The 20,072-nt window shown below is 59.1% G+C and carries 19 protein-coding genes and 1 pseudogene; 10 read left to right on the top strand and 10 right to left on the bottom strand.

Annotated features, from left to right (window positions below):
• Positions 1-101: 101 nt before the first annotated feature.
• Positions 102-455: pseudogene (locus tag FHT97_RS30770) on the bottom strand (marine proteobacterial sortase target protein); the annotation flags it as partial.
• 285 nt (positions 456-740) lie between these two features.
• Here FHT97_RS30770 and FHT97_RS07915 point away from each other — a divergent pair.
• Positions 741-1,943 (top strand): pyridoxal phosphate-dependent aminotransferase, encoded by a 1,203-nt coding sequence (locus FHT97_RS07915; RefSeq protein WP_183861151.1) that lies wholly within the window; start codon positions 741-743, stop codon positions 1,941-1,943.
• Between the two features lie 219 nt (positions 1,944-2,162).
• Entirely contained in the window at positions 2,163-3,236 is a 1,074-nt protein-coding gene (locus FHT97_RS07910; RefSeq protein WP_246712579.1) for a GGDEF domain-containing protein, read from the top strand.
• Between the two features lie 25 nt (positions 3,237-3,261).
• Here FHT97_RS07910 and FHT97_RS07905 read toward each other — a convergent pair whose 3' ends face one another.
• Positions 3,262-4,359 carry a calcium:proton antiporter gene (locus tag FHT97_RS07905; RefSeq protein ID WP_183861147.1) on the bottom strand — a complete coding sequence of 366 codons (1,098 nt, stop codon included), beginning with the start codon at positions 4,357-4,359 and terminating at the stop codon, positions 3,262-3,264.
• A 231-nt stretch (positions 4,360-4,590) separates the two neighbouring features.
• Here FHT97_RS07905 and FHT97_RS07900 point away from each other — a divergent pair, with 231 nt between their 5' ends.
• The gene (locus FHT97_RS07900) at positions 4,591-4,872 is read left to right on the top strand and encodes a DUF2188 domain-containing protein (protein ID WP_016554668.1); all 282 of its coding nucleotides are present in this window, start codon (positions 4,591-4,593) and stop codon (positions 4,870-4,872) included.
• A gap of 27 nt (positions 4,873-4,899) precedes the next feature.
• Here the strand turns inward: FHT97_RS07900 and FHT97_RS07895 are convergent, their stop codons facing one another.
• Entirely contained in the window at positions 4,900-5,811 is a 912-nt protein-coding gene (locus FHT97_RS07895) for a LysR family transcriptional regulator (protein WP_183861145.1), read from the bottom strand.
• 94 nt (positions 5,812-5,905) lie between these two features.
• Here FHT97_RS07895 and FHT97_RS07890 point away from each other — a divergent pair, with 94 nt between their 5' ends.
• Positions 5,906-6,916, top strand: a complete 1,011-nt coding sequence (locus FHT97_RS07890) for an SDR family NAD(P)-dependent oxidoreductase (RefSeq protein WP_183861143.1) — start codon at positions 5,906-5,908, stop codon at positions 6,914-6,916.
• Positions 6,917-6,941: 25 nt separating this feature from the next.
• Here FHT97_RS07890 and FHT97_RS07885 read toward each other — a convergent pair whose 3' ends face one another.
• The 5 genes from FHT97_RS07885 to trxB form a co-directional block, all read right to left on the bottom strand.
• Positions 6,942-7,745 carry an aminoglycoside phosphotransferase family protein gene (locus FHT97_RS07885; protein WP_183861141.1) on the bottom strand — a complete coding sequence of 268 codons (804 nt, stop codon included), beginning with the start codon at positions 7,743-7,745 and terminating at the stop codon, positions 6,942-6,944.
• A gap of 72 nt (positions 7,746-7,817) precedes the next feature.
• Positions 7,818-8,942 carry an alkene reductase gene (locus FHT97_RS07880; RefSeq protein ID WP_183861140.1) on the bottom strand — a complete coding sequence of 375 codons (1,125 nt, stop codon included), beginning with the start codon at positions 8,940-8,942 and terminating at the stop codon, positions 7,818-7,820.
• A gap of 199 nt (positions 8,943-9,141) precedes the next feature.
• Entirely contained in the window at positions 9,142-9,435 is a 294-nt protein-coding gene (locus FHT97_RS07875) for a metalloregulator ArsR/SmtB family transcription factor (protein WP_114713331.1), read from the bottom strand.
• Positions 9,436-9,975: 540 nt separating this feature from the next.
• Complete coding sequence (locus FHT97_RS07870; RefSeq protein ID WP_018857199.1) at positions 9,976-10,872, bottom strand: LysR family transcriptional regulator VtlR; 897 nt, start codon at positions 10,870-10,872, stop codon at positions 9,976-9,978.
• 23 nt (positions 10,873-10,895) lie between these two features.
• Positions 10,896-11,870 (bottom strand): thioredoxin-disulfide reductase, encoded by a 975-nt coding sequence (gene trxB, locus FHT97_RS07865; RefSeq protein WP_183754254.1) that lies wholly within the window; start codon positions 11,868-11,870, stop codon positions 10,896-10,898.
• Positions 11,871-12,104: 234 nt separating this feature from the next.
• On the opposite strand from trxB, the gene FHT97_RS07860 reads away from it, so the two are divergent.
• From FHT97_RS07860 to FHT97_RS07845, 4 genes are all read left to right on the top strand, one after another.
• Positions 12,105-12,572: an Lrp/AsnC family transcriptional regulator gene (locus FHT97_RS07860; RefSeq protein WP_183861137.1), complete on the top strand. Its 468-nt coding sequence runs from the start codon at positions 12,105-12,107 to the stop codon at positions 12,570-12,572.
• A gap of 92 nt (positions 12,573-12,664) precedes the next feature.
• On the top strand, positions 12,665-13,474 hold the full coding sequence (locus FHT97_RS07855) for a glycosyltransferase family 2 protein (protein WP_183754256.1): 810 nt from the start codon (positions 12,665-12,667) through the stop codon (positions 13,472-13,474).
• 12 nt (positions 13,475-13,486) lie between these two features.
• Positions 13,487-14,518 carry a glycosyltransferase gene (locus FHT97_RS07850; protein WP_183861136.1) on the top strand — a complete coding sequence of 344 codons (1,032 nt, stop codon included), beginning with the start codon at positions 13,487-13,489 and terminating at the stop codon, positions 14,516-14,518.
• Positions 14,515-15,537 carry a glycosyltransferase gene (locus FHT97_RS07845; RefSeq protein ID WP_183861134.1) on the top strand — a complete coding sequence of 341 codons (1,023 nt, stop codon included), beginning with the start codon at positions 14,515-14,517 and terminating at the stop codon, positions 15,535-15,537. Before FHT97_RS07850 ends, FHT97_RS07845 begins: the two co-directional genes overlap by 4 nt.
• Positions 15,538-15,547: 10 nt before the next feature.
• Here the strand turns inward: FHT97_RS07845 and FHT97_RS07840 are convergent, their stop codons facing one another.
• Positions 15,548-16,597, bottom strand: a complete 1,050-nt coding sequence (locus tag FHT97_RS07840) for a glycosyltransferase family 4 protein (RefSeq protein WP_183861420.1) — start codon at positions 16,595-16,597, stop codon at positions 15,548-15,550.
• Positions 16,598-16,628: 31 nt separating this feature from the next.
• A complete protein-coding gene (gene greA / locus FHT97_RS07835; protein ID WP_018857193.1) occupies positions 16,629-17,105 on the bottom strand; it encodes a transcription elongation factor GreA in 477 nt (158 codons plus the stop codon).
• A 223-nt stretch (positions 17,106-17,328) separates the two neighbouring features.
• On the opposite strand from greA, the gene FHT97_RS07830 reads away from it, so the two are divergent.
• The gene (locus FHT97_RS07830; protein ID WP_183861132.1) at positions 17,329-18,561 is read left to right on the top strand and encodes a putative DNA modification/repair radical SAM protein; all 1,233 of its coding nucleotides are present in this window, start codon (positions 17,329-17,331) and stop codon (positions 18,559-18,561) included.
• Entirely contained in the window at positions 18,561-20,021 is a 1,461-nt protein-coding gene (locus FHT97_RS07825; RefSeq protein ID WP_183861130.1) for a UdgX family uracil-DNA binding protein, read from the top strand. The genes FHT97_RS07830 and FHT97_RS07825 overlap by 1 nt, the downstream gene beginning before the upstream one ends.
• Positions 20,022-20,072: the final 51 nt, after the last annotated feature.

The following is a 20,072-nucleotide window of genomic DNA, read 5'->3' as shown; positions in this document are numbered from 1 at the left end:
GCAATGAGTGCGGTGAGAAGCATGACGATCCCTCGCAGGATCTGCTCATCGGCGCGTGTTGCCGTTTGCGGCAGATTTACCGATGTGGACTTCTGAGCGATCAGCCCGGCTGCCAGGCGCGGGGCCTCAACGAAGAAACCGGGCTCCTTGGCGGGAAAGAGGAGGGAGCCGCTGTTCACGTCGTTCGGTCGAACGAGTCCGGCGAGTTGCTCGACCTTCTGCTGGCTTTCTTCGGCATAAACCGTCGTGACGAGCCCGAACGTCATAAGGATCGACGCGGTGAAAGCCACGAATGCAACCAGCAATGAGATGGATACGCGGCGGGCGCGGAGGCGCCTTATGACGAACTCGTCTTCCAGAAACATGGGTATGCCCTCAATAACCAATGTCGGATGCAACAAAATGCGGCTTCGATCTCGGCGCGCTCGCGACCGAATTGCGGCATGCCGCGGCATTTGTTGCGGCCAATTCGTGGCAAGGCGCGTAAATGCCGAAGTTTTTGATTTCAGGGCGTAAATCCGACTCCCTTCAGAAACTGAATCAACTCCTTCGCAAAATGATTCAGCAGGCTGAGGGGATGATGTCGCGAATCGGCAATTTTATGAGCTGACTGATCACGAAGAATCATCGGCACCATCACGCCTTTGCGCTTGAAATGCCTGCTTACATTGGACATAGAGCTTAGCGCAGAATTCCGGTCCCCGGCCTTCTGTCCAAATCAACCGTATAGGACCGATATCATGGCCTTTCTTGCCGATGCTCTTTCCCGTGTGAAGCCTTCAGCCACCATCGCCGTTTCCCAGAAAGCGCGCGAGCTGAAAGCGAAAGGGCGCGATGTAATCGGGTTGGGTGCCGGCGAGCCGGATTTCGATACGCCCGACAATATCAAGAAGGCCGCTATCGACGCGATCAACCGCGGCGAGACGAAGTACACGCCGGTTTCCGGTATCCCTGAGCTGCGCAAGGCGATCGCCGCGAAGTTCAAGCGCGAGAACGGCCTGGAATACTCCTGGGAGCAGACGATCGTCGGCACCGGTGGCAAGCAGATTCTCTTCAACGCGTTCATGGCGACGCTGAACCCGGGCGATGAAGTCGTCATTCCGGCGCCATACTGGGTGTCCTACCCGGAGATGGTGGCGCTGTGCGGTGGCACCCCCGTAATCGTCTCGGCGACGCAGGAAAACAACTTCAAGCTCCAGGCTGCCGATCTCGACAAGGCAATCACGCCGAAGACGAAGTGGTTCATCTTCAACTCGCCGTCCAACCCATCGGGTGCTGCCTATACGCATGACGAACTGAAGGCTCTGACGGACGTGCTGATGACGCATCCGCATGTCTGGGTGCTGACGGACGACATGTACGAGCACCTGACCTATGGCGACTTCAAGTTCGTCACGCCTGTCGAAGTCGAGCCGAAGCTCTACGATCGCACGCTGACCATGAACGGCGTTTCCAAGGCTTACGCGATGACCGGCTGGCGTATCGGCTACGCAGCAGGCCCGATCCAGCTGATCAAGGCGATGGACATGATCCAGGGCCAACAGACCTCCGGTGCGACCTCGATCGCCCAGTGGGCCGCTGTCGAAGCGCTGAACGGGACGCAGGATTTCATCCCTGTGAACAAGAAGATCTTCGAAGGCCGCCGTGATCTCGTCGTGTCGATGCTGAATCAGGCCAAGGGCATCACATGCCCGTCGCCGGAAGGCGCCTTCTACGTTTATCCGTCCTGCGCCGGCCTGATCGGCAAAACAGCACCGTCAGGCAAGGTGATCGAGACCGACGAAGACTTCGTTTCGGAGTTGCTGGAAAGCGAAGGTGTTGCCGTCGTTCATGGCTCGGCCTTCGGCCTCGGCCCCAACTTCCGCATCTCCTACGCGACTTCGGAAGCGCTGCTTGAGGAGGCCTGCAAGCGCATCCAGCGCTTCTGCGGGGCTTGCAAGTAAGGCTCCGATCTGAGCGTTGATGAATATCGACCCGCCGGAAACGGCGGGTTCTTTTTTGCAGGCCGGCAATTCAGTCTTCGCTAACAACTGTCGCTTATGTGTCGGGCCAACTTCCTTGGCTCTCATGTTTTCGGGATCATGATCATCCATCTCGATTTGGCGACTGTTCTCCTTTTGCACCAATGTTCCTTTCTGGTCGGTGCTGTCTGCTTTGTTTACATGCGTATCCAATCGCGGAATGGCGAAGGCCTAGGAGCACTCGCGGCTAGTTATTTTGCGCTTGCGCTAGCCTCGACCCTGGCCGGATTGGGCGAGCAGCATCTGCTGTCGGTTCCTGTTTGGGGTTTCGGCAGTATTGTTCTTGGCATGACCGGCTACGCGCTCTTCTGGATAGGCATTCGCCGGCTGAGCAGCGGCAAATTGCGGCGCATGGATTGGGCGTCCCTTGCCATTCCGGCCGTGGCGGCCGTTGTGGCGCTGGCGACGCAATTTCACGTCACAAGTTACATGCGCGGAAGCATCGGCAACGGCTTTGCTTTTGCGTCGCTAACGGTGTCTGCCGCTTGCATACTGAGGGATGGCGAACGTGAGCGGTTGCCAGCGCGGATACTGCTCGCCGCCTCGATCGGTTTAGGCGGGCTACTGGCATTGATGGTGGTCGTTGGCCTCCTTGTCCCTGACGTGGCACCGATGACACCGATATGGGCTTTCTTCTTGCGGATAATGACCCAATTCGCGGTCGCGCTGTTCGTCATCATCCTTGTCACGGAGCGAACGGAAGCAGAGTTGCGGCGTGTTGCCGAAACGGACATGCTGACCGGCATTGGCAACCGCCGCTGGTTCATGTCGCGGATGCCGCGCACCATGCTCGCGGGCAATGCGCTGCTGCTGATCGACCTCGATTTCTTCAAGCAAGTGAACGACCGCTTCGGTCACGACGCCGGCGACGCGGTTCTTGTATCGTTTGCAGACGCGATTAGCCGCACCATGCGACCGGGCGACAGCTTCGGCCGGCTGGGTGGAGAAGAGTTCGGCGTGTACCTGCCAAACACGACCGCAAATGAAGCGCTGATGACGGCGGAGAACCTCCGCAAAGCCGCGCACGACCTTGTCGTCGCGTGTGGCGGTGAGCGGATATCGTTTACGGTGAGCATCGGCGTTGCTGCTGTAGAGGAAAGCCAAACCTCCTTGGCCGACCTCTTCAAGATGGCTGACGCAGCACTCTACGCGGCGAAGGATTCTGGGCGCGATCGTGCCGTTCTGTTCGAGCCAGGCATTCGTGCCGCCGCCTGACGATCTGCTGTTTCGCCGCGTTCGTTCAGAGACCGAGTGCCGTTAGCATCAGGAACGTCGCGAAAAGAATGAAGTGCGTCATGCCTTCGATGGCGTTGGTTTCGCCGTCGTTGAGATTGATCGCCGCCGCAATCAGCGTAATCGCCACCATAACCGTCTGTACCGGCGTCATCGCCATGATGAAAGGCTGGCCGGTGTAGAGGGCGATCGCCTCCATGACAGGGACCGTCAGGATGACGGTCGATAGCGAGGCGCCCATGGCGATGTTCACGGTCGCCTGCATGCGGTTGCGCAAAGCGGCGCGCAGCGCCGTGAGGATTTCGGGGGCCGCCGAAATCGCAGCCACAACGATGGCGGTAAGCGCGACTGGGGCGCCGGTGTCTCGCAAGCCTTCCGTCATCAAAGTCGACATGAATTCCGCTAGGAGGCCGATGATGACGACGCCGATCAGGATTGTTGCAATCGAGACCATCGTGGAGTCTTCGGCCGAGTGTTCCTCGGCGTCCGTCTTCTTCCGCTCGCCCCGCGGGTAGGCATAGCTGAAGAAGTAGCTGTGCTGACCGACTTGCATACGGAGGAACAAGCCGTAGAGCGCGATCATCGCCACGATGGTGAAGGCGGAATAATAGTGCCATTTGTCGTCGGGCACGAATTCCGGAACGATCATCGAGATGCCCATGGCGGTGAGGATCATGACGCCGTAGGTTTTGCCAGAATTGTCGTTGTAGGGTTGCTCGCCGTGCTTCAAGCCGCCGAGCAGAGCGGCGAGGCCGAGAATGCCGTTGATGTCGAGCATGAGGGCAGCGTAGATCGTATCGCGAACGAGGGTAGGGGAGCTTTCGCCGCTCATCATGATCGCGAGGATGATCACCTCTACGGCAACCGCCGACAGCGTCAGGATCATCGTCCCGTAGGGATCGCCGACCTTGATTGCCAGGATCTCGGCATGATGGGCGACGCGAACGGAGGCGACGACGATCGTGGCAACAAGCGCTACGGCCGCGATCAGCGACATGCCGCGCCCCATCTCAAGGACCGTATGTTCCGAGAAATACGCGACGACGGCGACGGCCATTGCCAACACCAGGAACATTTCGTCTTTCAGTCGCGACACGATTTGCACGAAAAGCTCCGACTTTGATTCATCCAAGAAGTCTAAAGCGATGATTTTGCATGGCAAGCGAGCATGGTGGCCAGTGCGTTTGCAGTCTTGAGAATTTAATGGAATACTAACGCATCGGTCAGCCGGAAGCATATCGCGGCGCCCACTCGTCTCTTGCAACGCGGCCCGCGCAGAACTGGATGCAATCCGGTCAGCATTGGAGCGCGAACAAGAAGAAGAGGAGTGAAATGCATGGTCAAGGTGGTCTACGAGGTCGTGCCTCACGACGGGGGCTGGGCCTACCGGTTGGGTGGTGTGTATTCCGAAGCATTCCCGACACACTCCGAAGCGCTCGAAGCAGCCCGTATTGTCGCGGCCGAACAGCAGGTCGGCGGTGATTCCGCAGAAATCAGCTGGCAGGATGACAAGGGAAAATGGCATGAGGAGTACGCCGAAGGCGGGGACCGGCCGGAGACCGAGGTGGTCGACGGCACATGGAAAAGCCATTCCAGCGAAACCTCGCCGCGCGCATGACATGGTGCCTGATCGCCACTGCGATGATCAGCGCTGGCGCTTGCGCGCCGTTTCTCCCACGTAGTTCAGCAGGCCGTCTACGAGCGCGTCGAACGTGACGCGGTAGCGGCGTGCTGTCTTCGTTCCCTCGTGCATGACGACCCATGTGTCGAGCGGTATGCGGAAATGCTCCGGCAGGACGGGCAAAAGATCCGGGTCCCTGGCACCGAGCCCCGCCTGGCAAATTCCTATCCCGATGCCGGCGCGAATAGCAGAGATTTGCGCAAGCGGGTTGTCGCTCTTGAAGGCGAAGGTGAGCCCCTCAGGAATGGGAAAGCGCGCTATCATGGCTCTGATGTAGGCCGTCGGGCGGTCGAAGCCGACGAGGCGGTGTCGTGTTAGGTCTGATATCTCCTGCGGCACTCCGTGTTGCTCGAGATAGCGACGGTGGGCGTGGAAGCCCAGCGGTATCTCCCCTATGTGGCGGGCGACAAGCTGATCCTGGGTCGGCTGCGCCATCCGAACGGCAATGTCTGCCTCGCGGGTAAGAAGGTCCTCGATGGCATCCGATGCAGAGAGTTCGATGTTGAGGTCGGGATAAGCCGCGACGAGCGGTGCAAGAATGTTCGGAAGCACTTCCACGCCGATCACTTCGCTGGCACTTATCCGGACAGTGCCGGCAACTCGCTCCCGATGTCCCGATGCCGTGCGCAGCAGCGCGGCCGATGTTGCGGCCAGGGCTTCGGCGTAAGGCTTCAATTCAAGGGCTGCGTCGGTGGGCAACAGACCGTTCGGCGAGCGGACGAAGAGTTGTGAGGCGATTGCCTCCTCGAGAGCATCGATGTGCCGTCCAACCGTCGGCTGCGTGAGGCCCAGATTGCGGGCTGCTGCCGAAAGCGATCCGTATTCGAGAACGGCAAGCAAGGTTCGGTAGAAATGCCAGTCGGGTTCCCTGTTCATGGATTTATGTATAGTGATAGCACGAATTTCGTCAATTTCGTTTATGTTGGAATGTCGGCATGATCCGGTCAGTTGAAAAATGACGGAGATCATCATGGCGGAGCAGAACAAACAAGTTGCCCTGGTGCTGGGCGCGACCGGCGGAATTGGCGGCGAAGTCGCACGCAAGCTCGCCGCACGTGGCTGGCGGGTGCGGGCGCTGAACCGGCATTCAGCCAGGGCGCGCGCGACGGTGCCGAACTTCGAGTGGATCCAGGGCGATGCGATGAAGGCTGCCGATCTCATGACGGCCGCGCAAGGCGTCAGCCTTATCATCCACGCCGTCAATCCACCGGGTTATCGCAACTGGGAGAAGCTGGTTCTCCCGATGCTTGACAACGCGATCGCTGCCGCCCGCTCGGTCGGCGCCCGCATCGTCTTGCCAGGAACAGTCTATAATTTCGGACCAGATGCCTTTCCCATTCTCCGGGAAGACAGCCCACAGCATCCTGTGACGAAGAAGGGAGCGATCCGCGTCGAAATGGAGCGACGTCTGGAGGCTGCCTCGCGGACCGGGGTGCCGGTCATCATTGTCCGCGCCGGCGATTTCTTCGGACCGGGGGCAGCAAATAGCTGGTTCTCGCAAGGGATGGTCACACCGGGCAAGCCGGTGCACACAGTCAAGAATCCGGCGCGACGTGGTATCGGGCATCAATGGGCCTATCTGCCCGACGTTGCGGAGACGATGATCCGTCTCGTCGAACGTGGCGATCGCCTGCCATCCTTTGCGGTTTATCACATGGACGGCTTCTGGGATGCTGATGGCGGCCAGATGGCCGCCGCGATTAACCGGGTGGCCGGCAACAAGATAAAGACGCGCACCTTTCCGTGGTGGATCGTACCGCTGTCGGCGCCGTTCATCACCTTCATGCAAGAGTTGAAAGAGATGCGCTATCTCTGGCGGGAGCCGTTGCGGATGTCGAATGAACGATTGGTCGCCGAGCTCGGCAGCGAGCCGCATACGCCCATCGACGAAGCTGTTCATGCCTCGCTGGTTTCGCTCGGTTGCCTCCGCTCAATAGGGGCGGAAGTCCAAGCGCGTGTTTCGGTGCAAGCGGGGCATTAGGACCCATCCGGGTTGCGTTGATCGTCTAACTCTGCTGCAGTTCGGTCAGTGCAATACGTGCGACGGCGAGAGGACTTTTGGCCTGCGCCGTCGATCCATCGCCGAGGAACCAGGCCGCCGACAGGCCGGAATAGGCTGCGATCCATTGCAACAAGCGCTTTGGCTCTAGGCCAGCCTCGCTCGCGACGATCCGGAGTTGTCGCTGTAGGCGGTCGGGAGCGGTTATTGTCGGAAGGTCTTCGTTGGCAAAGATATTGGCATAGTCAAAGCCGCGTTCACCGATGAGGCCCTTGGGGTCGATCGCTAGCCAGCCGTGCTGTTTGAAATCGAGGATGTTGCTGTGGTGAATGTCGCCGTGGAGGACGACGGGATCTGTGGCGTCGGCAAGCAGGCTTTCAGCAACCCTGTGGCAGTGGGCCAATGTGCCCCCGTGAGCTCGGGCAGCCGGTTCCAGCTCGCGAAACCAGCGGGCTAGCGGAATGAGCTTTGGCAATGCCTGCCTGCGTGGCGCATGAAGCCTGGCGACGGTGCAGCACATGATGCGGGTTGCCGCATCGTCGGCGCCGTCCATTGCCATTGCCAGCAGTGACTGACTGCCCATTGCTCGCTCGAGCAGAACGGCCTCGCCGTCGTGTGCGTAGACCTTGGCAGCGCCGATGCCATCCCACCACTGCATCAGGGCGCCGCCGGCTCGCTCGGCTTCATCCCGGGAGAGTTTCAGCATCGCAGGTTTTCCGTCCCAGAGGACCGGCAACAGGTGGCTGGAATGGGTGATGATCGGTTCACCGTCGACGGTCAGTCGCCAGCGGTCGAGATGGGATTCGAACATGGCCGCATCCTAACGGCGTCAGGAGAAAAGGAAATCCCGCCTACGGCGGGATCCCACATCATGCTCTTGAGGTTAGGCGGCTTTTTCCACCACGGGGTAGTCGATGTAACCTTGTGGCCCACCACCGTAGAAGGTTGCCTGTTGCGGCGCGTTCAGCGGCAGGTTCTTTTCCAGGCGTTCGACCAAATCCGGATTGGCGATGAACGGTTTGCCGAAAGCGACAAGATCGGCGCGGCCGCTCTCGACGGCATCGATCGCCATTTCCCGGTCATAGCCGTTGTTGACCATCCAGTTCGCCTTGCCGCCAGCCTTCTCGTAAGTCTGGCGCAGAGCTGCATAGTCGAAGGCGGGGTTTGTGCCCTGCATGAAATCGCGATCACCGCCCGTCTGGCCTTCGATGACGTGGATATAGGCGAGATCATATCTTGCCAGACCCTCGACGACATGGGTGAAGAGGACCTGGGGGGCGGAATCGTAGCTTTCTCCTGAAGGCGTGACCGGCGAAATGCGGATTGCGGTGCGGCCGGCACCGATTTCCTTGGTCACGGCATCTACCACTTCAAAAGTGAAGCGCGCCCTGTTTTCGATCGAGCCGCCATACTGGTCGTTGCGGTCGTTCACACCGTCACGCAGGAATTGATCGAGCAGGTAGCCGTTTGCGCCGTGAATTTCGACACCGTCGAAGCCAGCGTCGATCGCGGCACGCGCCGCTTTGCGATAATCTTCAACGATACCCGGAATTTCCGAGGTTTCGAGGGCGCGCGGCTCGGAGGTATCGGCAAACGCGCCGGAGCCGTCGTTACTGACCAGGTAGGTCTTGGCCTTGGCAATGCGGTTGGTAGAGGAGACGGGCTTGCCGCCGTTCGGCTGCAGTGTCGTGTGCGAGATACGGCCGACATGCCACATCTGCACGACGATCTTGCCCCCCGCGGCGTGGACAGCATCGGTGACACGCTTCCACCCGTCGAGTGCTTCCTCTTTGTAAAGGCCCGGAACGTCGGCATAGCCCTGACCTTGATGGGTGATTGCGGTTGCCTCAGTGATAATGAGGCCGGCCGTGGCACGCTGACGGTAATACTCGACGTTGAGATCATTCGGGATCGCGCCCGGCGATCGGTTGCGCGTCAGCGGCGCCATCACGATGTGATTCCTAACGGAAATATCGCCAACCTTGGCGGGTTCGAAAAGCTTGCTCATGTAGGTCCTTTCTCAGTGGGAAGATCACTTGGCCGAAGCGGGTGCTATTCGGCGGAGGATGGGGTGAGGGTGGTATCGGTCGCGGGGAGCATCGCTGACGTGAAATGGAGACACGGCCTGCTGACGTCGTCCGGGTGCTGTTTTGCCCAACCGGACGCCAATCTGCCGGAGGCGGAAGGCCAGGAAGCCGACGGCATCTTTACAGGTCCATGGCAAGTTGCTTCAGGAATGCCGCGATAGTCTCCTCATTGCGCTTGTAAAAGATCCACTGGCCAACGCGCCGTGTCGTCACGAGACCCGCGCGGCTCAATGTCCCGAGATGCGCCGAGACTGTCGACTGTGAGAGACCGCAGCGCTCGAACTGACTGGCGCACACGCCCATCTCAAACGGATGCTCCTGCGAGGTGAAGTGCTCTTCGGGATTCTTCAACCAGTTGAGGATTTCCATCCGCGTAGGATGAGCGATTGCCTTCAATATCTCGTCTTTTTCCATCGTCGTTATTCGAATTATAAATCGTTTCTAAGCGATATATGGATCGGCAATTTCCGATATGCAAGTCACGACGGCGTGAGATGCGGACTTTCGCGATGTGGCTAGATTTTGGGCAAAAAAAGAGGGCCACCGAAAGATCGGGGCCCTTTAAGGTATGAAGGTCAATAAACCTCCAGAGGGGAACAGCTAACGCGGTGGCACTGGGAGAGAAGCCACGAAATGCATCAGCTGAATTGGATATGATGCTTTGAGAGGCAGATTACAATGCATGTTTGCGCATGCCTGCTATGCGCTGCACAATTTTCTGCTGCAGTGCGAAAAAATCGGGCAAAAAAAGAGGGCCACCGAAAGATCGGGGCCCTTATAGGTGTGAAGGTCAAAACCTCCAGAGGGGAACAGCTAATGCGGTGGAACTGGGAGGAAAAGCCACCGTCTGCATCAGCTATGTGCGATATGGTGTTTTAATGAGCAAACGGCAACCCCGATTTATGCATGCCAGACATGCATACGTTGCACGGCTTGTATTTCTGATGGAGGCAACTAGAAGTTCCAGTTGCGCGCCTTGCTGACGATGAAGTCGCGGAAGGCCTTCAGCTTGGCCGCATTCTTCATTTCGTCCGGATAGCAGAAGTAGGTATCGAAGGACGGCACGTCCGCATTGATCGGTAGCTGGATCAAGCCAGGGTCACGTCCGACGATGTAGTCGGGCATGCACGCGACGCCCATGCCGAGCAGGCAGGCGCGCTTGATCGAGGTTTGGCTATTGATCTGCAGATGCGGGATTCGCTTGTTGTCCGACGAGCGCCCGGCGACTTCAAGCCAGTTGACGTCGAGCAGGTAGCTCGGTGCCGGCTCGCCGAATGTGATGATGCGATGGTTGTCGAGGTCTTCGACGGTCTGCGGCTCGCCATGGCGGTTAATATAGGAAGGCGCCGCGTAGACGTGCATGTGAACGGTGAACAGTTTACGCTGGATGAGGTCGGACTGCACCGGCTGACGCAGGCGGATGGCGCAATCCGCGTAGCGCATGTTGACGTCCACCTCCTCGTTGTCGAGGATCAGCTGGATCTGGACGTCGGGATAGAGCTGCATGAACTCCTGAATCTTGTCCGTCAGCCAGCCCTGTCCGAGGCCGACGGTCGTGGTGACGCGCAGCTTGCCTGTCGGCGTTTCCGTCGTTTCGGTCAGCTGCATCTTCACGGTTTCGAGCTTCAGCAGCACGTCGTGGGCCGTGCGATACAGCAGTTCGCCCTGTTCCGTCAGGATCAGGCCGCGCGCATGGCGGTGGAAGAGCTTGGTACCGACATCCTGCTCAAGCGCGCTTACCTGACGACTGATCGCGGACTGGGACAGATGCAGTTTATCCGCCGCATGCGTGAACGAACCCGCTTCGGCAGCTGCGTGAAAGATACGCAGCTTGTCCCAATCCAATGGCATTCCCCCACCCCTCATAGCCGATCCTACTCCGCGGCCACGGCAACGGGCATGTGGCCCGTCAGATATCGTTCGGCTTCAAGAGCAGCCATGCATCCCAGGCCCGCGGCTGTGATCGCCTGGCGGAAGGTGTCGTCGGTCACGTCACCGGCGGCATAAACGCCTTCCAGGCTGGTCGCGGTCGAATCCGGGGCGGTCCACAGATAGCCATTGTCCTTCAGCTTCAGCTTGCCCTTGAAGAGTTCGGTCGCCGGGGCATGGCCGATCGCCACAAAGACGCCGTCGACTGCAACCTCGGTGATCGCACCCGTGCGCGTGTCGCGCAGGCGAGCGCCCGTAACCGACGGCGGCATCGGCGGCTTGGCCGGCGTGCCGGTGATCTCGGCGACCTCGGTGTTCCAGAGCACCTTGATGTTTTCCTTCGAGAACAGGCGTTCCTGCAGGATTTTCTCCGAACGGAAGCTGTCGCGGCGGTGAACGACCGTCACGGACTTCGCGATGTTGGAGAGGTACAGCGCTTCCTCGACAGCACTGTTGCCGCCGCCGACAACAATCACGTTCTTGTTGCGGTAGAAGAAGCCGTCGCAGGTCGCGCAGGCGGAAACGCCGAAGCCCTGGAAATGCTGTTCGCTTTCGATGCCGAGCCACTTTGCCTTGGCGCCGGTTGCGATGATCAGCGTATCAGCCGTCCAGACCTGACCACTATCGGTGCGCGCCACGAACGGGCGCTGGTTCAGCTCGACTTCGGTGACGATGTCATTGACGATCTCGGCGCCGACATGCTTTGCCTGCTGCAGCATCTGATCCATCAGCCACGGTCCCTGGATCGGATCGGCAAAGCCCGGATAATTTTCCACGTCGGTGGTGATCATCAGCTGTCCGCCTTGATCGAGGCCGGCGATCAGAACGGGCTTCAGCATTGCACGGGCTGCATAGACGGCAGCCGTGTAGCCGGCAGGGCCGGAGCCGATAATGAGCACCTTGGTGTGGCGGGCGGACATGGGTATTTCCTTTCGACTGTCAGGAGGGCGGCGGCTAAGTGGCGAATGCGGCCGTTTCGCGATCCATTCGCCATTTATGAACGTCCAGTGCTTTTATTCAAGGGCAGCCCTGCGTTACCAACAAGGCTTTCTCGGCTGCCGGTGCAACAATCCGTCGCCGAGCTGAAACTTTCTTGCGAATTCCGCCGCTTTATATAGAAGCTGGCAATCATGAATTAAAGGAAGGGCAGGATTGTGCTTCGCGCCGAACTTGATGCCATCGATATAAAGATACTGCGGGAGTTGCAGGCAGACGGGCGGATGACCAATGTCGATCTCGCCGACCGTGTCGGCATTTCGGCGCCGCCTTGCCTGCGGCGCGTGCGAAAGCTTGAAGAGACCGGCGTCATCGAAGGCTATCACGCGATGCTGAACAGCCCGAAGCTGGGCTTCGATCTTGTCGCCTTCTGCATGGTAGGGCTCAAGCATCAGTCCGAAGCCAACCTGAAGGCGTTTGCGGCAGCGACGGCGCAATGGCCGCTGGTGCGTCAGGCCTGGATGGTTTCGGGCGACAGCGACTTCCTGTTGCATTGCGTTGCCGAGAACCTGACGCGTTTCCAGGACTTCGTTATCGAGGTGCTGACGGCAAACGAGCACGTGGACACGGTGCGAACGATGCTGACGATCCGACAGGTGAAGCGGGTGGGCCTAGTCGAAGTCTGAGCGCAGCTAAGCTCTATGAATTGAGCGGCTTATGCCTTATTGAAGGCGCTTTGTGAGCCGTTTGCTGCGGAAGAAGACACGAAGATCGTTCAATGACCAAGTTGCCTATTTCCGCGTTCATCATTTGCTTGAACGAAGAAGCGTATCTCGGCAATTGCATCGAGAGCTTGGACAAGTGCGCGGAGATTGTGGTCGTTGACTCCGGCTCGACGGATGGCACCGTTGCCTTGCTGCAATCCTATATCGACAAGGGATGGCCGATCCGGTTGTTTCACGAGGCGTGGCGCGGCTACGCCGGGCAGAAGCAATTTGCGCTCGATCAGTGCACGCAGCCCTGGCGCTTGAATATTGATTCCGATGAACGGCTCGATGCGCCACTGAGAAGGCTTTTGCCGGAACTGATCGCCGCGCCAGACGATGTTGTTGGCTGGCGTGTTGCGCGTCGCCCCTATCTGATCGGCTACGGCTACACGCCTGAGCATGTCCACGAGCGGAAGAATCTGCGGCTTGTTCGCAAAGGCAGAGGCGCTTATGACCTCACGCAAACCGTGCACGAAGGTATCGTGCCGACCGGCCGGGTTCAGGATGCCTCGTCCGGGAGTCTGCTTCACTACCGGCCACTCGTCATCGATGAACAGATCCTCAAAGAGAACAAGTACTCGACGTTGAAGGCCGATCAACACTTCGCCTTGGGCGAGGGCACAACCTTCGCCAGACTGATTTTCAGCCCGCTGCTGTATTTCTGGCGTCTCTATTTTCACAACGGTTTGTGGCGCTGCGGACAGTCGGGCTTTGTCGAGGCGATGACCGGTGCAGTCTACGCATTTCTCACGCAGGCAAAGTTGTATCAGCGCAAGGCTGCCGAGAAGCATCCGAGCTTTGACGACGCAGGAAAGCACTAAGGTCCAATCGCGATGAAGGTGATGCATATCCATTTCGGCAAGGAGGGCGGAGCTGAACGTTTCTTTGTCAACCTCGTCAATGCGCTCCACGATCGTGGCGTGGAGCAACGCGCGCTCATTCGTCCCGATCGCAGCTGGCGCAAGGACATTGAAAAATGTGGTGAGGTTTATGAGGGGACGTTCCGGCGCATTTCGCTCTCGCGCTTCATCTTGTCGGCGCGCATGCGCGCTATCCTGAACGATTTTCAGCCTGACGTGATCATGTCGTGGCAATTGCGCGCAAGCCGCTTCATGCCGCGGTACAAGAACGCTCGACGCATTTCGCGGCTCGGTGATTATCCAGAGCACCTCGGCTACTATCGCAATTCCGAAACGCTCGTCTGTATCACACCCGATATAGGCAAGCGCGTGCGCGAACTCGGCTGGACGCGCGGCGTGGAAGTCATTGCAAACTTTACCCGCTCGACCCCAAGCGAGCCGATTGCCCGGGAAGCACTGCAAACACCCGCCGAAGCTTTCGTCGTCATCGGCATGGGTCGCTTCGTTAAGCGGAAGGGCTTCGATGTGCTGATCAAGGCCATCGCAAAGACGCAAGGCGCATTTCTGTGGCTGCTGGGGGATGGGCCGGAGCGCGAAAACCTTGAAAAGCTAACCGACGAACTCGGCCTGCGGGAGCGTGTCCGCTTTGCGGGATGGCAGACCAATGCCTACGCCTACCTTGCGTCCGCCGATGTATTCACCGTGACGTCGCTGCACGAGCCACTCGGCAATGTATGCCTTGAAGGGTGGGGCGCTGGCAAGCCGACGATTGGTTCTCGCGCCGAAGGCCCGAGCTGGGTGATGACAGACGGCAAGGATGCCCTGATGGTTGATTGCGGCGATGTCGACGGTCTCGCGAACGCGATCGCACGCGTTCGTGATGAGCCCGACCTGCGCACCGCATTGATCGATGGCGGTCAGGAGACGCTTAAGAACCGGTTTTCCGAAGAAGCGATCACGCAGGCCTACATCCGTTTGTTCGAGACGGGGACAAGTGCGCCGTGAAGGTGATGCATTTCCACTTTGGCAAGGATGGCGGGGCCGAGCGGTTCTTCGTGCACCTCGTCAACGCCCTGGCTCGGCGCGGTGTCGAGCAGAGCGCAGTCATTCGACCGAACCGGATCTGGCGCAAGGACATGCCGGCTTCGGTCGCGATCGTGGAAAGCAATTTTCGGAATGTGTCGCTGGATCGGATCCTGTTGCCGCTGAAAGTCGCCTTTGGTGCGCGACGGCTTCGGCCGGATGCAATCATGGCCTGGGCGCCACGCGCGAGCGAATTGATGCCGAACTACAAGGGATGCATCAAGATCTCCAGGTTGGGAGATTATCCGACCGATCTGAAGTATTTCAAGAACTCCGACATTCTCGTCTGCAACACACCCGGCATTGCCGACCATGTGCGCGAAATCGGTTGGACGCGTAGAGTTGAGGTGATCTCGAACTTCACGAGAACCGAGCAAGTGGCCCCGGTCGATCGTGCCGCGTTCGACACGCCACGAGACGCGCCCGTCGTCATGTCCATGGGGCGTTTCGTGCCGCGGAAAGAGTTCGCGTTGTTGACGGCAGCGGTGGCGAAGCTGCCGGGCGTCTATCTCTGGCTCGCCGGCGAGGGCGAGGAACTGGAAAACGTCAAAAAAGTCGCATCAGATCTCGGTGTAACGGACCGGGTGCGGTTTCTCGGATGGCAGAAAGACACGCGGCCGTTTGTGGCGGCTGCCGACATCTTCGTCATGCCCTCGAACCATGAGCCGCTTGGCAACGTCATTCTGGAGGCTTGGGCGCAGGGCAAACCCGTCGTTTCCAGCCGTTCAGAGGGGCCGTCGTGGTTCATGAGGGACGGCGAGAACGGGCTTCTTGTTGAGATCGGCGACACCGACGGTTTTTCGAAGGCCATTGAGCGTTTGATCAATGATCCCTTGCTGGCGGCAAAGGTGACCGCCGGTGGGCGGGACACGTTGATGGGGCAGTTTTCTGAAGGCGCTGTTGCCGACGCCTATCTTGAACTCTTCAAGCGCAAGCCTTGACGGCCCCCGGTCATAGGGCCGTGTAGACCGCGCCAAGTCGCCGGGCCTCGCCTTCAATGCTGAAGGCGCTTATCGCGTGGTTCCTCGCGCGGAGTGAAGCCTCTTGGCGACGGGCGTCGTCATCCATGAAATGGGCAGCGGCCAGTACCATCTCATCGAGATCGTCACGCGGGATGATTATCCCGGTTTCCTGGTCACCGGTGAGCAGCAGTTCCGGAAAGGCTCCGACGTCCGTCGCGACAACGGGAACGGCGGTCGCCATCGCTTCGAGCGGCGTCAGGCCGAAGCCTTCCCAGCGTTGTGGCGCGACAAACATATCGAGTGCACGATACCAGTCGTTGATGTTGGTGTGCTCGCCTACGAATAGTAGGCGATCGGACAGGCCGGCAGAGGCAACCCGCGCCTTCAGTTCGTTTTCAAACTCGACGTGTTGTGCCGTGGCGCGTCCGGCAACGATTGCGACCCAGTCGGGCCGGGACGGGAGCAGACGGATCATGCTGTCGACGAAAAGGTCGGTGCCCTTCTGATGGCGAACGCGACCGAAGCAGCCGGCGATCTTCTTCGTCTCGTCGAGACCAAGCAGCCGTTTGGCCGCTACCCTATCATCTGCCGGCGAAAAGCGGGTTGTGTCTATCCCGTGGAGAACGACGGTGCTCGGCACTTCGAGATAATTCGCCGTCTTGCCGCTGGTTGCTATCACCGCGTCCATCTTCGAAATCAGCCATTTCGTCCAGCCGGAGTGGCGGCGCTGGGACGCCGAGGTGAAGACGATCTTCAGCGGCATGCGCAAGACATCGCGCATCAGGATGGCCGGCAGCATTTCGATGTTGCGACGGGCGTGCCATATGCGAAACCGCTTGCCGCGCGGCGCCCGCCATAGCTTCAGCAAGTCACGAAAACGGATGTGCGGCAAGGATGCCGGAAGACCCGGTCCAAGGGCTGCAATCTTCTCGCCGAGTGCGCGCTGGACCGGGATCAACTGGATGATGGTGGACGTGACGCCGGAGAGCCGCTTCTTGAAGTTAGGCGCAATAATCTCGACGTCACTGACCTTGGCGATAGCCGGCTGCCCTCGACCGTCCACGGATCAATCAGCCCCAGGAAATGGAAAGGACTTCGTAGGCCTTGGAGCCACCGGGCGCATTGACTTCGATGGAGTCGCCGACTTCCTTGCCAATCAGCGCACGCGCGATTGGGGAGGAGATGGAGATACGTCCCGCCTTAACGTCGGCTTCCTGATCGCCGACGATCTGATAGGTCTTTTCTTCTTCGGTATCCTCGTCGACGAGCTTCACCTTCGCGCCGAACTTGATCTTGTCGCCGGACATCTTCGACAGGTCGATGACCTCGGCACGCGCGGTCAGGTCCTCGAGCTCGCTGATACGGCCTTCGTTGTGGCTCTGAGCTTCCTTCGCAGCATGGTATTCGGCGTTTTCCGAGAGGTCACCATGCGCACGGGCTTCGGCGATTGCCTCGATGATCCGGGGACGCTCCTCCTGCTGACGCCAGCGCAGTTCTTCCTGCAGCTTGACGAAACCACCCTGCGTCATCGGTACCTTATCAACCATTTTTTTGTCCTTCACTCCCTGTATCCACATAGCCGCGGACACAAAAGAAAACAGGTCCCGAGGGGGAACCTCGGAACCGTGCAACAATCCTAACTTTTGCGGTTATAGCAGATCGCCACCGCTGATTTCCATAAAATTCGTATCGCTGGCCGGAGGCCGGTCGGAGTGGCTGGAAACCAACCTCGATTGACTTTTTGAGCAAGAACATATAGTGAACATGAAGATGAGGAAGTCTCTAAAAGAACGATTGGCAATTCTCTCGGATGCAGCAAAATATGACGCATCCTGCGCTTCCAGCGGAACACAAAAGCGCGATTCGGCGAAAAGTGGCGGCCTTGGCTCCACCGAGGGTTCCGGCATCTGCCACGCCTATGCGCCTGATGGACGCTGCATATCGCTATTGAAAGTCCTCCTGACGAACTTCTGCATTTACGATTGTGCGTATTGCATCAATCGGTCCTCCAGCAATGTAGAACGGGCGCGCTTCACACCGGAGGAAGTGGTTTGGCTGACGTTGGAATTCTATCGCCGCAACTATATCGAGGGGTTGTTTCTCTCGTCGGGCATCATCCGCTCCCCGGATCATACGATGGAGCAAATGGTCCGTGTCGTTCACGAACTACGCGTCTCCCATGACTTCCGCGGTTATATACACCTCAAGTCGATTCCGGAGGCATCGGCCCATCTCATTGAAGAGGCAGGGCTTTACGCGGATCGTCTGTCGTTGAACATCGAGCTTCCGACGGACAGCGGCATTGCGCGCCTTGCGCCGGAAAAAAGGCCCTCACACATCCGCCGTTCGATGGGGGACCTGCGATTGAAGATAGAGGCGGCCGACGAGCCGACGCTCCAATCGAAGACGCGCAAGCGTTTTGTTCCAGCCGGTCAGAGCACGCAAATGATTGTTGGTGCCGATGGGGCAAACGATGCGACGATCCTTGGGACGAGTGCGCAGCTCTATGGCAGCTATAGCCTGAAGCGGGTCTACTATTCCGCCTTCAGTCCCATTCCGGACTCCTCGAAGAACCTGCCTCTGATCAAGCCGCCACTGATGCGTGAACACCGACTTTACCAAGCAGACTGGCTGTATCGCTTCTACGGTTTCGGGATCGAGGAGATCACCGCGACGCGGCCCGGCGGAATGCTGGATCTCAATCTCGATCCCAAGCTTGCATGGGCGCTCGGCCATCGGGCCGACTTTCCAGTCGACGTCAACAAGGCGGAGCGAGAACGGCTGCTTCGCGTGCCGGGGCTCGGAACCAAAACGGTGAAGGCGATCCTTTCGGCCCGTCGCTTCCGGAGGCTGCGTTTGGACGACCTCTCCAGACTCGGTGTCTCGATCAAGAAAGTGCAGGCTTTTGTGACGGCAGAGGGCTGGACGCCACGTCAATTGGCGGATCGAGCGGATTTGCGGACGATGTTCGAGCCGCCGCCCGAGCAATTGACGCTGCTCTGATGCGCCGCGTGGTTCTGAAGGGCAGGGGCGAATTCGACGAATGGCGCAATGCCGCCCGCGCTCTGGCCTGTGCCGGCATTGCACCGGAGGACATAGAATGGCGTGAAGAAGGCGGTGAGAAGCAGCTCTTCTGGGAGCGCGACGTATTGCCTCCGCAACCCGTGTCCGGCAGTCGGTCGATGACAGTGCCTCCGGCGTTTATTGATCTTGCTTCAGCGGTGATTTGCCATTCCGATCCCGTCCGCTTCTTTCTTCTCTATCGGCTGCTGTGGCGGCTTCAGTCCGACAAGTCGCTTCTATCGGTGGCGTCCGACGAAGACGTTTCGGTTGCGCGGTTGATGGAAAAAAGCGTTCGCCGCGATGCCCACAAGATGACGGCTTTCCTTCGCTTCAAGGAAGTGGGATCCGGCATTTCCGTGAATGGCAGGCGGAAGTTTCTCGCCTGGTTCGAGCCGGATCATCACATCGTCACGCGCAAGGCGCCGTTCTTTCAGCGCCGGTTCAACGACATGGACTGGATGATCCTGACGCCAAAGGGTTCGGCGAGCTGGGATGGCGTGAGGTTATCACTCAGCGATGAGCCCTGCACCAAACCTGACCTTACCGATCCTGCCGATGAACTTTGGAAGACCTATTTTGCCAATATTTTCAATCCTGCGCGCCTGAAGGTGAAGGCGATGCAGGCGGAGATGCCGAAGAAATACTGGAAGAATATGCCCGAGGCGGAGTTGATTCCCGACCTCATCGCGAATGCCGAGCAGCGGGTGCTGGCGATGGCCAGGCGTGAGGCGACGATGCCTCCTGCCTTCCACGACAAGCTTCAGGCGGCATCCCGGAACCTGCCGACTGCGCCATCTGCTGCTGAAGGGACATGGGAGGCGCTTCGCGAACAGGCGGCGGCCTGCAGCCGCTGCCCATTGCATGCCAAGGCGACACAGGCGGTCTTCGGGGAGGGACCGCAGGACGCGGAAATCATGTTTGTTGGCGAGCAGCCTGGGGACCAGGAGGATCTTGCCGGGCGTCCGTTTGTCGGTCCGGCGGGGAGGGTTTTCGACGAGGCCTTGTTGGCAGCGGGCATGAATCGCGCGGAGCTTTATGTCACCAACGCAGTCAAGCACTTCAAATATGAACCGCGCGGCAAGCGGCGCATCCATCAAAAGCCGAACCGGGGAGAGGTAGAGCATTGCCGCTGGTGGCTCGACCGGGAATTGGAGCTGGTCAAGCCGAAGCTGGTGGTCGCAATGGGGGCGACGGCACTCTTTGCGCTCACGGGTTGGCAACAGAAGCTTGAGGATGCGCGAGGCGAGTTCATACCGCTTGAGGGCGGTCGGCAGTTGTTCGTCACCGTCCATCCCTCCTTTCTGCTGCGATTTCCGGATGAAGGCCTGCGGCAACAGGAAGTCGAACGGTTCCGTAGCGATATTGCCCGCATCGGTTCAGAATTGGCGTCTTCGAGTTGAATCTGTAAGCTGATATGATCGCCTAAGGCGATATGGGCTGGTTGGCGCAGG

Origin of the sequence: Rhizobium sp. BK399 (assembly GCF_014194695.1) — a bacterium.
Taxonomy (GTDB): domain Bacteria; phylum Pseudomonadota; class Alphaproteobacteria; order Rhizobiales; family Rhizobiaceae; genus Rhizobium.
The sequence above is the reverse complement of the archived record's forward strand: the minus strand, read 5'-3'. Positions and strand labels throughout refer to the sequence as shown.